The sequence below is a fragment of the Enterobacter cloacae complex sp. 385G4 genome, assembly GCF_057320665.1.
Map to the genome: position 1 here is coordinate 26532 of NZ_JBXWDD010000017.1, position 14087 is coordinate 40618.

General features: G+C 50.2%; 21 protein-coding genes. 1 reads left to right on the forward strand and 20 read right to left on the reverse strand.

The window, feature by feature from the left end:
* Nucleotides 1–8: 8 nt before the first annotated feature.
* The 6 genes from icmT to mobA are packed head-to-tail and all read right to left on the reverse strand — an operon-like array spanning nucleotide 9 to nucleotide 5216.
* Nucleotides 9–269, reverse strand: coding sequence for an IcmT/TraK family protein (gene icmT / locus AC2FAJ_RS22625; protein ID WP_004187310.1), 261 nt, complete (start codon nucleotides 267–269; stop codon nucleotides 9–11).
* On the reverse strand, nucleotides 259–1422 hold the full coding sequence (gene traJ, locus AC2FAJ_RS22630) for a plasmid transfer ATPase TraJ (RefSeq protein WP_004187313.1): 1164 nt from the start codon (nucleotides 1420–1422) through the stop codon (nucleotides 259–261). Before traJ ends, icmT begins: the two co-directional genes overlap by 11 nt.
* Before the next feature lie 10 nt (nucleotides 1423–1432).
* A complete protein-coding gene (locus AC2FAJ_RS22635) occupies nucleotides 1433–2212 on the reverse strand; it encodes a type IV secretory system conjugative DNA transfer family protein (protein ID WP_004187315.1) in 780 nt (259 codons plus the stop codon).
* Nucleotides 2209–2709: a DotD/TraH family lipoprotein gene (locus AC2FAJ_RS22640; protein ID WP_004187320.1), complete on the reverse strand. Its 501-nt coding sequence runs from the start codon at nucleotides 2707–2709 to the stop codon at nucleotides 2209–2211. The genes AC2FAJ_RS22635 and AC2FAJ_RS22640 overlap by 4 nt, the downstream gene beginning before the upstream one ends.
* 13 nt (nucleotides 2710–2722) lie before the next feature.
* Nucleotides 2723–4702, reverse strand: coding sequence for a TraI/MobA(P) family conjugative relaxase (traI, locus tag AC2FAJ_RS22645; RefSeq protein ID WP_004187323.1), 1980 nt, complete (start codon nucleotides 4700–4702; stop codon nucleotides 2723–2725).
* Complete coding sequence (mobA, locus tag AC2FAJ_RS22650) at nucleotides 4689–5216, reverse strand: plasmid mobilization protein MobA (RefSeq protein WP_172740549.1); 528 nt, start codon at nucleotides 5214–5216, stop codon at nucleotides 4689–4691. Before mobA ends, traI begins: the two co-directional genes overlap by 14 nt.
* A 34-nt stretch (nucleotides 5217–5250) precedes the next feature.
* Here mobA and AC2FAJ_RS22655 point away from each other — a divergent pair, with 34 nt between their 5' ends.
* Nucleotides 5251–5646 (forward strand): hypothetical protein, encoded by a 396-nt coding sequence (locus tag AC2FAJ_RS22655; protein ID WP_019725163.1) that lies wholly within the window; start codon nucleotides 5251–5253, stop codon nucleotides 5644–5646.
* A gap of 501 nt (nucleotides 5647–6147) precedes the next feature.
* On the opposite strand, the gene AC2FAJ_RS22660 is transcribed toward AC2FAJ_RS22655, so the two are convergent.
* The 14 genes from AC2FAJ_RS22660 to AC2FAJ_RS22725 form a co-directional block, all read right to left on the reverse strand.
* On the reverse strand, nucleotides 6148–6684 hold the full coding sequence (locus AC2FAJ_RS22660) for a hypothetical protein (protein WP_004187332.1): 537 nt from the start codon (nucleotides 6682–6684) through the stop codon (nucleotides 6148–6150).
* Nucleotides 6685–6816: 132 nt separating this feature from the next.
* Entirely contained in the window at nucleotides 6817–7128 is a 312-nt protein-coding gene (locus AC2FAJ_RS22665) for a DUF5983 family protein (protein WP_004187333.1), read from the reverse strand.
* A gap of 55 nt (nucleotides 7129–7183) precedes the next feature.
* The gene (gene ssb / locus AC2FAJ_RS22670; protein WP_019725164.1) at nucleotides 7184–7618 is read right to left on the reverse strand and encodes a single-stranded DNA-binding protein; all 435 of its coding nucleotides are present in this window, start codon (nucleotides 7616–7618) and stop codon (nucleotides 7184–7186) included.
* Between the two features lie 71 nt (nucleotides 7619–7689).
* Nucleotides 7690–7911, reverse strand: a complete 222-nt coding sequence (locus tag AC2FAJ_RS22675) for a hypothetical protein (RefSeq protein ID WP_004187336.1) — start codon at nucleotides 7909–7911, stop codon at nucleotides 7690–7692.
* A 154-nt stretch (nucleotides 7912–8065) separates the two neighbouring features.
* Nucleotides 8066–8350 carry a hypothetical protein gene (locus AC2FAJ_RS22680; protein ID WP_004187337.1) on the reverse strand — a complete coding sequence of 95 codons (285 nt, stop codon included), beginning with the start codon at nucleotides 8348–8350 and terminating at the stop codon, nucleotides 8066–8068.
* 43 nt (nucleotides 8351–8393) lie between these two features.
* Nucleotides 8394–8834, reverse strand: a complete 441-nt coding sequence (locus AC2FAJ_RS22685; protein WP_015059999.1) for an antirestriction protein — start codon at nucleotides 8832–8834, stop codon at nucleotides 8394–8396.
* A gap of 200 nt (nucleotides 8835–9034) precedes the next feature.
* A complete protein-coding gene (locus tag AC2FAJ_RS22690; protein WP_004187339.1) occupies nucleotides 9035–9340 on the reverse strand; it encodes a hypothetical protein in 306 nt (101 codons plus the stop codon).
* 61 nt (nucleotides 9341–9401) lie between these two features.
* Entirely contained in the window at nucleotides 9402–9812 is a 411-nt protein-coding gene (locus AC2FAJ_RS22695) for a DUF1380 family protein (RefSeq protein WP_004187342.1), read from the reverse strand.
* A gap of 84 nt (nucleotides 9813–9896) precedes the next feature.
* Nucleotides 9897–10133 (reverse strand): hypothetical protein, encoded by a 237-nt coding sequence (locus AC2FAJ_RS22700; protein ID WP_011154457.1) that lies wholly within the window; start codon nucleotides 10131–10133, stop codon nucleotides 9897–9899.
* Nucleotides 10134–10430: 297 nt separating this feature from the next.
* Nucleotides 10431–10661 carry an Hha/YmoA family nucleoid-associated regulatory protein gene (locus tag AC2FAJ_RS22705; RefSeq protein ID WP_004187345.1) on the reverse strand — a complete coding sequence of 77 codons (231 nt, stop codon included), beginning with the start codon at nucleotides 10659–10661 and terminating at the stop codon, nucleotides 10431–10433.
* 97 nt (nucleotides 10662–10758) lie between these two features.
* The gene (locus tag AC2FAJ_RS22710) at nucleotides 10759–11097 is read right to left on the reverse strand and encodes a hypothetical protein (RefSeq protein WP_004187354.1); all 339 of its coding nucleotides are present in this window, start codon (nucleotides 11095–11097) and stop codon (nucleotides 10759–10761) included.
* A gap of 189 nt (nucleotides 11098–11286) precedes the next feature.
* The gene (locus AC2FAJ_RS22715) at nucleotides 11287–12147 is read right to left on the reverse strand and encodes a DUF4942 domain-containing protein (protein WP_015059998.1); all 861 of its coding nucleotides are present in this window, start codon (nucleotides 12145–12147) and stop codon (nucleotides 11287–11289) included.
* 72 nt (nucleotides 12148–12219) lie between these two features.
* Nucleotides 12220–12399 (reverse strand): hypothetical protein, encoded by a 180-nt coding sequence (locus tag AC2FAJ_RS22720; RefSeq protein ID WP_004187364.1) that lies wholly within the window; start codon nucleotides 12397–12399, stop codon nucleotides 12220–12222.
* 607 nt (nucleotides 12400–13006) lie between these two features.
* Nucleotides 13007–14002 (reverse strand): DGQHR domain-containing protein, encoded by a 996-nt coding sequence (locus tag AC2FAJ_RS22725; protein ID WP_228146417.1) that lies wholly within the window; start codon nucleotides 14000–14002, stop codon nucleotides 13007–13009.
* Nucleotides 14003–14087 lie beyond the last annotated feature (85 nt).

Sequence of the window (14087 nt, forward strand, 5' to 3'; positions counted from 1 at the left end):
GTTATGTGTTATCGCTGAGAGCGCCGGTACCACCACGGCCGCCCGGTAAGTTTTTTCCCGCGGATAACCCGGAGAATGACCTGGTACAGCACCGGTAACGTGTAGCCCATCATGGCCAGCAGAAAGTAAAAGAGAACCACACAGGTGCAGATAACAAAGGTTTTTACTGACGGGAACGGAAACCAGATGAAGTACACAAGAAACGAGATAACAGGCACACCAAAAACCGTCAGTGGCCGGCCGGCATAACGCCATTTGTTAATGTCCATACTTGCCCTCTTTTAACGCCAGATAGTCCATATATCCTGCGACCTCGATGACTTCCGCTTCGTCGATCAAACCTTCCTGGTGCATTGCCCAGGCGTTCTGAATCAGACTGCGGTTTTCAGCGATCAACAGGTCGTCGATGTAGCGGCCCCACTTGCTGTAATCAACGTCATAGAGTTTGCGGCGCAGGCTGTTATCAATGACGAGATATTCACGGACAGCCTTGCGCCGGCCGTCTTTTGTTTTAAGCAAGCGTTGCACGATGATGTAAGAAAGGATACTCAGCAGGTCAAAGGCGGCAGCTTCACGCATTTCCGGCGGATAGTTCTGCAATGATCGGGAAATGGCTTCTCCGACCGTTTTGACGTGCAGTGTGCCAAGACAAAAGTGGCCGGATTTACCTGCCAGTACAGCAGCTTCAAATGACAGGCGGTTAAGGAGCTCACCAACCCCCATAATCTTCGGAGAACGACGGAGCCCGGAGAGAGTGATAAAATTGTGGAAGGAATCAATATCGCGCCCAATCTGTGACTGTGCCGGCGCCGGCGCAATCCAGTCTCGACTTCCCAGGCGATACTCGATGGGATCTTCAACCGTGATGATTTTCCGGTCCTGGTACGTTTCACCGCAATACTGGAAGATGCTGGCCATCAGGGTTGACTTGCCCGATCCCGTCTCGCCGCATATCAGTCCGAGGCCGGCAGCCGGCAACAGAGAATTAAACAGGTCCGGCTCAATACCCATTTGTTTAAGCTGAGGAATAACCTCATTCAGAACACGGAGTGTCAGAGACATTGCCGCTTCTGTTTTATAAATATCGGCCTGAGTAAAGTTCGCGCGGAACCGGCGGGTTTCGCCGCGGCCGAGTCCAATCGTGCCCGCTTCATCACCTCTTAGCTGGATAGCGGTATTAACGACCGCAGCACTTTTCAGCGTCCCTTTGATCTCCTGACCGAACACCTTATCAACGGTACGTTCCAGCTCCAGGTTGTCGAGCGGGTAAGATGTCATGGGCAACTGGCGCCCATGACGTTCTACCCAGATTTTATCTCCGCCCTGCAACAGAATATCGGACACTTCATTGTTTGAGCAGTGTACGAGAAAACGTTCCAGCGTCTGGGGCGTCAGCGTTGGACCAAAATTGAATGCTTCCATCTACTGCCCCTTAACGTATGGTCGGTTTCCAGCTGCGTTTGTTGATGTCAAACTCAGCTTGCTGCTTCATACGTTTCGTTTTATCGCCCAGCATGAGGCGGTTTTTATCCCCTGTAACTGTTTGCTGCTGCTGTGTGATGACTGGAGCCTTAATCATGCCCTGCTGCAGTAGCGTGCTGTAGCGCAACATGCCGGTGTAATCCCGTGTGAGGCGATTGAAATTAGCAGTGAATATCTCATCAGCTTTTTGGCGACCGTCAGACCAGCCCAGCGCGACAGCTTTTTTCCAGATATCACGTTGTTTCCCGTCCTTCGGCATTGCAGCCGGTTCAGGCAATTCGATCCGCTGCGCCATCAGCCCGGTCAGAAGATAGCTTTTCCAGGTCGGCGGGTTACTGACAAAGCGCGCCGGCACCACAATGTCATAGGCACGGTTGGCCGTTCGGATTTGCTCATTGGTAATGTGTGCAACGTCTTTAGCTTCAGCAATGACCGGAGGCAGGTAGCCTTCAGAAGAGATCAGCGGCTGGAACGAATACATGTAATCAAGGTTGCTGCGCTGATTTTCCAGCGCGGCGCGAATTTCTTTAGCGCGTTCTGCCTTTCCGCCGCGAAATCCAATGGTGTGCGCTGCGTCGTTTAGCATACTGCCAGTAACATCGGCCTCATCGTCACTTTGGCTTGGCGGGTCCATGTAGTAATCCAGGCCTTTAACATCGGAGTCGTCCGCGCGTGCAACGTTCGCAGCAAGCAGCGGTAACGTCAGAAGCACGATCAGTTTAAGTTTCATGGGCGGGTCCCTCTGAGGAATGAACCTTTCTTCGATGGTGTGAGGTAAAGCAGCTGCAGTTCACCGGGTTTCTGGTTGATGGTGGCACGGTACTGCGTTTGTTGTCGGATCAGGGTCAGCAACTGTTCAAACGTAACCTTCGAACCACCAACATCGATATTGAGTGGAAGCGGTAACTTGATCCCCTGACTGGTGAATTGAAGGCCACGCTGTTTAGCCAGTTGCTCCAGTAATTCGTAAGCATCACCCTGCCAGCTCACACGAACATACTGACTGTTTGCATTGATAATGGTAGGGAATTTGTAACGGGTCCTGTTAATGGCTCCAGCCTGGTAAAGCTCATCCTGTGCGAGTTTTATCTTAATGGCTTGCTCACGCAATTCCTGATCTACCAGCTGCTGTGCAGAGATTTGTTTTTCCTTTTCGCTTTGAGAGGCACACCCGGCAAGAGCTAACACAGAAACGGCCGCGAGGACCGTTTGCATTTTGATTTTCATTTCTTACTCCATTTTACTTCGGATTGAATTTGTCGTCGCTTTCACTTCTGAATTGCATTTCATTTTTACTATTATTTTGCTCACGAATCAAACGATGTTTCTCGTTTTGAGCATACGCCTGCTGAGCGGCATCTGTGAAGGTAATGCCCTGCGCGACAGGGTGATTGTGGTTCACAGCTGCATCGACGATACGATTACAGCACAGTTCCTTAAACTCGCCGTCACCATCAACACGAACAGATTTGGCTTTACCAGCAATCGTTAATGCAATTGCAAGGTCAGCCGTTTTCTCTTTGTCGATTCCATTACTTTCTGTCAGCACAATATGACCACGATCAGCCGCTACCGGTTTACCGTCGCGCTCAAAGATAACAGTACCGTCTTTCAAAAGCCGTGGCTTGACACCATGACGTGCTGAGGCCATTACGGCCACATCATCACGATCATGACTGGTGATGGCGTTAAAGGTACGGTTGAACCCGATCTGCTCAACCAGTTGCTGTTTATACTTCTCCTTCTTCCTGGAGGAATAGGCAAAGCCCCTCATTTGGCTGAGCGCTGCCTTATCACCCTTCAGTGCTTCCTGTTCGACCCACTCCCGGTAAGAAAGCCGTGGGTTAGCCGCCCTGAAGCCGTTGCGTTCTTCACGCAAGCTAAGACGCAGATTGGCAACCGCCTGCAGGCGTTTGAACTCAGCCAGGTTGTACATCAGCTTTCTGGTATGAGGATCTGAAACAGAATGCCGGACGTTATTTTTCACCAACCGGGTATGTTGGGCAATTTTCCGGTATTCATCGGCGATGCGATCCTTATCCGGAGAATATATCGGTAAATTGTTTCGGTAGGCGCGATAGCGACCCTTGAGCAGCATTCTTTCTTCTGCGCGCTCAATTTTACGCTGCAGACGTTTATTGGCATCTCGACGATAAGCACCAGGGGTATATGCGGTTTTAAATACCGATACTTTGGCCGGTTCAATATGTGAAGGCTGGTATTCACCAAAGCGCTCTTCCATCGACTTCAGGGTATATTGCGCCTTGTTAAATACCAGACTCGCCTTAACAGCCGTCTTCTGGTTTTGATGTTCGTGGGTAATGACGTAGCCCTTTTTCCCCTGTGCTTTTTCGACACGAAGACCGATGTCTGCAAATGTCTTATGCACATCATCCCAGCTTTTGGCTTCACGAAGCCCAGCTGAAACATGGATCAAGTTTTGACGACTACCGCCTACCTGTTCATCACCAACGATATAGCGATAGAGCGTTTCAACCCCCTCTTTATTCTCCATCTTGTTGATGCGATCGAGTGAGCGCCAGTTGCCCCGCTCTTTCTTGCTGTGAGGGTTCCGGACAATCTGTTGACGGTCATTAACCACATATGCACCGTTTGAATGGGACCAACCATTCTTCAATTCCAGTAAGCGGCACGCCTGATGAAGAGTGTCTTTGGTAAAGCTCGATGAGGCTGCTTTATATGTCTGGGGATTGATGCGGTTAACAGCAACATGCACATGCAGGTTATCTGTATCCCGGTGGATGGCAGCAACATACTGGTGATCGGACATGCCCATCGATGCCAGTGTAAACTTCACCGAATCGAAAACCTGATCATCATTCGGCTTTTCATAGTCAGGCCATGAGAGAACATAGTGCATAACTGGATCTTTACAGCGTGTGCTTTGCTGAGAAACTGAATTCATTTCCTGTGCTGCACCATCGAGCGAGAAGGTATTGTACTGGCAGGTAACATCACCAACCACAACACGCTGTACACCTGGCTCAACATCCACCGGTGTGCTGATCACTTTCTGCTTACGGGTCAGGTAATTGTTTAACCCTTCGAACATATCTGATTTAACAGCCAAAGCCGTCTCAGGAGTAGGCTGAACTGTATCAGTCAACTCCTGAGACGGCTTGTCTGCCATGTACTTAATCAGCTGACCAAAGCTGGACTTTTTGTCCCTTCGGCCCTCAATGATTTTAGGTATCACCATCCATCTCCTGTTGCAGTTTCTGTGCGGCCTTTTTGACCTCGATCAGAATCTCTGAATACTCCTTGCTATGAACTCCGGCACCTTCGTTAAACAGATGTTTTTGAAGGGCTGTTATCTTTACAAGAGCGGCAAGTGCATTGTAATTGCCTTTCGATTGAATGCGCTTTCCAAGCCCAGATTTGATAAGATATTGACTAAGACTAAGCCCTGCTTCATGGGCCTTTTCGGTGAGTTTAGCTTTCACTTCTGTGGAACATCTCACCTGGATTCGATCGTCTGTTTTTCTGCTCTCGCTACGGCTCATCAGATAGCTAACCTCGTTAGGGGGTGTCGGGGCTTGCCCTGACCAAGACGTTTTTGGACGGCCGCCGCGTGTCGGCGGTACTCCAAAAACACATCTTGTCCCGTACTTAAATACCTCATTGAATTCTACCATCGGCGAGGTTTGAAAGCCAGCAGCGAAGGGCCTGGCAGGCAGAGCAATTGAATCGTGCCGGGCATCATGTAAAATCACCCGAATAGCCTGGGTCGATTTTCTCCGGTTCGGCATGGCGATTTTGACATTATTGGGAGGGCATATGCCTGCAAAAAAGAAAGCATTTTATAGCAGTGAGGACATCGGAAAATTCAAAAGCATTCTCGACGACTTGCCTGATGTGACGTCGGAAAGGCTTGAGAAAAAGCACGTACTCGACGAGCTTAAGTCTGACATTAAGAAGCTGAAAGATTCGAAAGGATATGAAGATAAAGAGATACTGAAATTCCTCAACGATGCGGGTTTTTCAGACGTTACATTACGTGATATCAAGGACATTACTGCCGGACGAGTTGGAAAAAAAAGAACCAGCAACAGCCGAAAAAAAATCACTGGAGTTGACGAAGAGCAGCGCACACAAAATAGCTCTACCGCTCAGAATCCTGACGCTTCAGGTCCGCAGTATTAACCTTCACCTTTCACATATAGCATCCCACATTATGATATAGCTCCCGGCCTGTCAGGCCGGGCATGGGTGCTGCCTGTTCGTGTAATTGTGCGTGCATACTTGTCACCGTTCCGGTGACAAGGGCACTCATTGGCCGGAAAAAAATTTTCCGGTTCCGCTGCGATGCAGCGCTCAATGGTGCGCACGTTCAGGGCCACGATCCGCCCTTGATCCCGATAAATTTACAGGGAAAGGAGTCCGGGCAAGGATATTAAAAAGGGGCGCATACAGCGCCCCTGAGACAGTTACAGATTACATTGCGGCTTCTTTAATCCGCCGGAACACTGCCAACCAGAAACGGAAGTGATCCCATTGCGCTGCGTTCATCGGATGCGACTTTGTTTGCACTCCGTTTGCGACATCTTCAGCATAGTGTATAATCCACAATGGCATTTTGAACCTCACAATTTAAATTGCCTACCCAGCCGGATTGTTGGCGCAATCCGGCACCTTTTCTGGATTTCAATGATTCATCACCTCCTTCACATCCAGAACCAAAAAGTTATCGTTAGCGTGACGCTGCCCTACGATGAAAACAGCATCAAAGCGACTTACTGCAACTACGTTTAGTTTGCCTGTAACCTCCTTTCCGTTGATGTTGATGGTTTCATAGAGCACCTCGTATTCCTTCGCAGAATCGGAATACTTCTGCTCTTTCCAGTTTTCTATCTGTGCGATCAGCTCCGGGGCCAGCTGCTGACGAACACGGTTTAGTTCATAGTCACGATTGAGAATCAGGCGGTAATCTTTAATTAGCTGGTTGATAACCTTGTTCTCATCCCACTCGGATAGCAGTGGGCACTGTTCGCACTGTATAACACCATCTTCAATCAGTTTTTCTCTGATGCCATTAACTACCTGTACAGCACTTAATTCACTGTCGTAGTTCTTTTTAATTTCTTCGCTTCCCGGATATACCATAGCGACATCATTAAAATGGCTTACGATTAATTCTGACACAATAAGGGTATAAACCTCATAAGGGTATAAGGCCGCCATAATATTCTCTCCACGTTATTTACAGAGCGTTTTAATCAATATCCACTTTTAAACTTCACGATTATTATACGTCTAATGAGCCATTGCAGGCAAGAAAAAAATGCCCCTTTTCGAGGCAAATTTTTAACCGGTTTACCACTCCCAAACGGTCAGTTCTGGCACCTGTTCCGCATCCCGGTCAAACCAAATCCAGTCGAACCCGGCACCATTTAACGCGGCTATATTATCCAAAGCACTTGCACTGATCCCCGCCCTGGTTAATTCCACTCGCCATTGTTCAGTAGCAGAAATACGCAATATCCACCCATAGCGATTTTTCTCGATCCAGAACAAACCTTGACCGGACAAGTCATCGTTACAGACCTTGTCCAGTAGTTCCGCGTCTTCTTTTTTTACATGGCCGGTACTGACGACCGCCACCCGATATTGTTCACTGATATTCATACTCCCCCCTCTGGATTGGCGGCCCGCGTCCTGCGGGCCGTTCTAACTCAAATACTCACTGCGGGTAATCATTCATATCCGGGAACGGCGGTTCATCATGATTTTCAATGCCTCCCTGGCCTTCTGCACTGGTGTTACGTGGCCCAGCTCCCGGCAGCATCTGCATTTCGCCGTTATTATCGATCACAATTTCCTTATTGCTGCGCATTTTGCCGTCTGTCCCTTGCCATTTGTTATTACGAATGCGCCCGACAAAATACAGCATCATACCCTTTTTGAAGTACTTCCCAGCTGCTTCGGCTTTCTTTCCAAAAATGACAATATCATGCCATTCCGTTTCTTTTTGCTCCTTCCCTTCGTTGTCGCTGTAGCTGATTTCTGTAGCCAGCGTCAGGCTCGCAATGGCCGTTCTGTTTGGGGTGTAACGCACTTCTGCATCTTTGCCAGCACGCCCCATCAGAATCACTTTGTTTTCGCCACGTTTCCACATAATACACCTCATATATTTGATGTTTATCAGTAAAAAATGGGAGGATTAAGGGGGATTTCTCCCCCTCTTTTTCAGTAAAACTTCACGTTCGATTTCAGGGCTTTTTCAAAGTCTTTTACAAAGGAATTTGCAAAAGTGTAATCACGATGAATAAGCTGTTTTGTTTTAGGATTTCGCCACTCAACCTGCACTGATTCGGCTGAGTATTCGATCACCTCGATTTGATTTTTCACACCGAGATAATCAGCAATTGCCATTACGGCATTCACTTTTTTTTGGTCTGCTTCTTTCATTTCAACTCCTTCGCCAGTCGGGGCGCTACCGCGAAAGACTCAACTGCCTTTCGATGTAATAATTATACGTCTAATGAGCCATTTTATCAACTCATCAGACGTATTTTTTTTATTTAATTTTGTTCAAATATGAACATCAAATGATGCCAGACATCTAACCTAATGGCTTGAATTTGGCCTTGTTGTAGGTGATCCGGTAGTCTTTGCACTTCCCGTTCTGCCGCAGGAACTCCAGCGAGACAACGTTAGCAGCGGCAAAATTGATGCACATAATGCTTTCCAGCGCCTCGAACAGGTCGGCTCCATTGGCAAGCGGAAACCACAGATCGTTGTCGCTACCGCTTAATTTTTCATGCAGACAGAAATGCACAGCACGCACGCCGCCAAATTCCGTAACCAGCACCGTATTGCTGGCGCGAATATCAGTTAGTGTTAACATTTTTCCCCCTGTCAGTATTGGCCCCCTCACGGGGGCCGCCGTTTCAGTCAATCGCGCGGTAAATCAAACCGGCTTCGGCGTGCTGGTCGGCATATAATTTGAGCTTTTCCTGCTGGGTGATCAGCATGTCGCAGATGTGCTGATAGCCTTCATCATGTGCGTGCCAGATCATGTGGTTCAGGGTGAACAGGGTCAGCACGATACCGGTAGCTTCTGCGGACAGTTCCCCTTCGAACCAGTTACCGCTAACCGATACCGTGAAGCGCTCTGCGCTCAGTGGGTACATGAAGCCGCTACCGCAAGACAGTTCGACGAACTCCCAGGAACCGCCTTGATAATCGACGCAGAGAGAGCGTGCGAGGTTGTAGACACCGGCCTCACCTGTGAGATACCAGGCGCCGAACAGACGTGGCAGAAAGGCCATGCGGCGGTTATTGGGGATAATGCGTGCAGTGATGGCGGGTTGATTCAGTTCAGTAGACATTTTCTGTACTCCTGCGCCAGTCGGGGCGCTACCGTCGAAAGACCGGATTGCCTTTCGATGTGATTATTATACGTCTAATGAGCCATATTAATCAAGCAAAAAATTCCCGCCTGCCTGAATATTTTCAGGCGGGAGAACTCTTTCCCCTGTCCATTTTTGGGGGCAGGATCACGCCTGCCCCCTTCTGATTCACATGATTACTATGACTTTGTTTCAGCGTTAAAGTGTACGGCGGCGATCCTGACCAACGGGATCACCGCGCTTTCTTCATCGAGCACACGAAAATTTATCGCTTCCCCCAGGTGCATCAGGTTAGCGATAAAATCAACGATGATTTCGGAAACCGGGTGTCCGTCGCAGTCCTGCTCATTCAGGCGCGCAAACAGCGCCAGCGCCTTAGCGGCCTTGATTGCCCGCTCTTCGTTTTCTTCGTCCATACTGCCGAAACACCATTGCCCCTTTTCAATCAGGGCCAGCGTGTCGTAATAGGCTTCATTCTGGGACATGTTTTTTCCTCCTGCGCCAGTCGGGGCGCTACCGTGAAAGTTCGCTGCGTTACTGCGTGAATTAGCCGTTAATCACCTTCGTGATGCACTCCAGCGCCTCAGACTCCTGCGGATAAAGTCGGCGTGCAGCTCCTTCACCAGACTGGATTTCTTCCAGCCGGATAAACTGCGCCGCCAGCGCCACGACTTTTTGCAGCGCCTCGGCATTGACCTCTATTTTTCGATCGCGGGCGGCATCTTCGCGCACCTGCTTTGCCAGGCTCCAGACGGTATCTTTTCCGACGCCATAACGGCTGTGTGAACTGCATTCCGCGATTTCTGCCAGAACGGCTTCGGCCTCATCGTCAGTGAGGTTCATATCACTGGTGCAGTCATGGACATCTTCAGCAGTCCAGATCAGCAGGCTGATCCGCTGCTGTGGATCAAAACTATCGAGAAGCCTTGCGCAAATTTCATTTACGTTACCGTGCATTGTAAAACTCCTGCGCCAGTCGGGGCGCTGCCGCGAAAGACCGGATGCCTTTCGATGTGATAATTATACGTCTAATGAGCCATATTAATCAAGCGATTTTTCACGCTCATAGCTGCTACAGGCAACGCTGTAGCCGTTTGCATCCAGTTCTGAAGGCCAGTCGTCACGCCCGCAACCTGACAGCAGGCAGGCGCTGAGGTGCCCAGGGCGATAGTCGAGATGCTGGCATGAGGCGCAAAGGTCATCATCTGAGATTGAGCGGCCTGCACAGATAGGCGGCGCTCCATCAGTGGGAATTTCTCGAATATGCAGCGTTGTCACTTTTTTTACTCCTGCGCCAGTCGGGGCGCTGCCGGTTAGGGATGCAGGGGGCTGTCGCCCCCTGCGGCGGTTCAGTCCTTACCTTTATCCTTCATGACTTTAATCAGCCCGGTAATGGCTGTAATGAGGGCGGCCACGGCCGTGATAATCTGAGGGAGGTTATGGAGGATTTCAGAAGAGGTCATAATGCACCTGTAAGGCTGTTTAGGAAGGTACTGATTTGAATCAGTAAAAACATTATACGTCTAATGAGCCATATATGCAAGCAAAAAAACGCCCCGTGTAGGGGCGCTGTGATTATTTTACATACTGCCAGACATGCGGCGGGATCTTATCCCAGATGCGTCCCGATGCCAGCTCTGCGCGGCGATGGTCGGCGGCAGCCTCAAAAGCCTCGGTGTCCTCCGGCGGCACCTGTCCACGATCCCGCATGGATTCGTACATTTTTTCCAGTGTGTCCGGGTTACGACTGCGCCGAAAACGGAGAAGGTAAAAACGCCTCCGCGCCTGATAAACTGTTTCCGCCATGTATCTGCGTCCTGAGCGCCTTGTTATTTCGCATAGTATTCACGTTTTGGTTGAATAAGTCTTCGACTATACGCCCCTTGCGGGGCGTAGCAGGCGGTCAGCCCCAGGTGCTGTAAAAATGGCTTTCGTTAGGATCGGTCTTATAAGCCTGTTCGTACTCGTCAATGCTGACAGACGGATGCTCATGGTTTTCACAGATGCGACGGGTCACGGGTTCGCCTTTAAAGTCGTTCAATACCGGCTTTAACTCGCCAGACATTGCACTGTCTGCTTTCACCTGCTGCGCAGCGATGCGGCGCAGTACGGCGGTTTTCTTACCGCGCAGGGCGATCACCTGATAAAAACAGGTATTTGTCTGCTCATAACCCCAGCTGGAAACAAAAACATCACCAAGAGAAACGGAGCCGTTACGGAACTGAAGGGATTGAATAGCCATATTTATTACTCCTGCGCCAGTCGGGGCGCTACCGCGAAAAGCCTCATTGCCTTTCGATGTGATTATTATACGTCTAATGAGCCATATTAATCAAGCAATAAATACATGCCCGGCATGATTTTTTCAGGCCGGGGAATACTTCCTTTCCCTGTTTATATTTCAGGCCGCAAATGCGGCCTGCCGTCTGCATTACACGCGAGGGGGTAACATTCCGGGATAGTGACTGGCAACCAGATTATTGATCTTCTCAACCAGCTCCGGGCGTTTAAACGTAATGTGCGCGCTGCCCTTTTTGTAATATCGCACGCTGAAGTAATCACACTCGAACACCTTACCGTTGAACTGGTTTTCACTGAAAAAGGCATCCAGTTTGGCACCGTCAGAAACGCGGTAATCAGGCACGTTACGCCCGTCCAGCACGTAGAACGGCCGCGCCAGATCGTCAATTTTGGTGTGCCCGTCTGAGCTGAAGCGCACCCAGCTACTGCGCCAGACATCGAGCAACGGCGCGATGATGATACGCTTGCCAAACATGCAGGGGTTATTGGTTTTATAATCCCACGACAGGGATTTAAAGATATCAATCAGCCCTTGCGTGAAAGTATCGGCCTTGCTTGCGTTCAGGTGCCGGAACGTACTCATAACGTTCTCCAGCGTTATCGGCGGCATTTCCTCGCCTGCCACCTGCCGATCCCATTCCTGACGTTGTTTGTTGCTCATCAGCGTATACATGCCGGTTTCCGACATCAGCCGATCCCAGATTTTTCCGTCGATAACGCGGGAAATAGCCGTTTCGGCCTGGTCTGGTCTGGTGTCGCTCCATTTGATCGCGCTCTCTACGGCTTTGTCGTAGTCATACAGGTACTGACAGCCTCCGGCCTGCTGCATCAGATCGCGCGCTTTTCGCAGCTTGTCTATGCCGTCGAGATAGACGCGAATACCTTCATTCCGCAACGAGATAATGCGCTCAATAGCTATGGACGGGATCACTTCACCGCCATGCTGGCAGGACATCAGATCGACCGACGGGAGAGTTTTTTCAGATGACATTTCAGACTCCTGCGCCATGCGGGGCGCTACCGTAAGGGGTGAACAGGGCTGGCAATGCCAGCCCATCAATGATTATTTGCAGCGCTGAAGCAGTTTACTGACCTGCTCGGCCAGCGCATACGTGGACGCATACGGGCCACTTAAACGACGGTTAGGGATTTCGTTGAGGGCATACAGGCACGCCTTCAGCAGCGCATCTTTCTGCGTTTCCAGTTCAGCTTTAAGCTGGGAGGGGGTCAGTGCTTTACTCATAATTTGTTACTCCTGCGCCAGTCGGGGCGCTACCGCGAAAAGCCTTATTGCCTTTCGATGTGATCATTATACGTCTAATGAGCCATAACAATCAAGCGTTATCTGATTAATTTTCTTTGTTTTTTCCTGAACTCCTTTCCCTGTAAATTTTGCTTTTCAGATCCCCATCAGCCCGATGAAGGTGCTTTGCCGGCATGGTGCAGGGGTTCAGGCATCAGACACTAGCGATAGCCCGAAACCCCGCAGGGGGTTCGGCGGAGCTGCCAGGCTTTGCCTGGCTAGCGGAGTGTGGCTGACGACTGCCCGACGGGCAGGAGCCGAAGGGGCCCAGAGGTGTTTTAGTACGACAGGCCAGCCAGAAAACGCCGGCAACTGAGCAGAAATGAACAGGGAAGACACGCTGTGCGGGCGTCAAAATTAAGTTAACTTGCAGACACCAGGGCGGGATCACATCAGAAAAGGCCAGAATAGGGGGCAGGACTCGTCAAAGACATAAAAACGATGATGGGTACAGGTTTTTTAAATGCGCGCCCAGAGAGCGGCTCAGCGCGTTTCAGGGCAATACGGGTTCGATGCCCGTATTGCCCTGCAGGCGGCAACCACCGCGTCAGCCTTCAGCCCCGGCCAGATAGCGGCTTAGCCCCTCACGGGAAGCCAGCACCGACGCTCTGAACTGCGGTTCGCCGTCACCCAGCGCCTTCAGCTTCTCCACGATATTGATCATCGGCACGGCTGTGCGCTGCTTATAACTCTCGATGTCAGCAGCATATTTCAGTAATGCCGTATCACTCGCCTCTTCAACTGGCAGATAAGCACGCAACCACAGCGCATCTGCGAACGGGTCTATCAGCTTTTGCAGCGCTTCAGCCGTTGCTTCAAGCGCCCGCCGGTCAGTTTTAATGGTGCCAGTCTCCGGATCAACACACTTCCCTTCCCAGCACTCAGGTACAAACGACTCCCGATAATGAAAACCGTTGTCTCCGTTTTCCGCACAGGCCAGAAGGTTCTCGATGCTTTCAGGTGTTCTGTGCCGTAACATCCTGGCCGTTGCCATACCGATCGCATTTATCATGATGCCATGCAGTCCCAGCGCCTCCTGACGGTACTCCGCAGCGATATCATCCTGGGCAATATCATTCCAGCGCATCGCCTGTGCCCAGGCAGTCCAGAGCTTTTCTGCCATATCACGCTGTTGCGTCGAGGGAATGCTGTTGGCCCGCAGGTTGAGCATTTTTTTCGTCGCATCGTTCAGTGCTTTAAAGCTGATCAGCCGTGAGCTTTTCGCCGGGACCACGTTGTGTTCAAAATCCACTGTGCCCGCCAGCCCGGTGACGGTTCGGGCCAGATGCATTGCCAGCTGGTTGACCGGATCATTGTTGTTATATGCCATACTGATCGCCGCTGCCGGTTTGCTCGCGTTGTTATTAATATCAGCGAAAAACTGCTGGCGTAACTCAAGTGGCAGGCCAACGGTAAGCAACAAGCTGATCGTATCTTCCGTATTGGAATAATCGCGTACAAATTCAAAAATACCCAGCGCACGGTGCTGGCCATCGAATAATTTTAAATCAGCGTCCATCGGAATTTTAAGAATCCCGGTGATGCTGCCAACTTACTGATTTAGTGTATGATGGTGTTTTTGAGGTGCTCCAGTGGCTTCTGTTTCTATCAGCTGTCCCTCCTGTTCA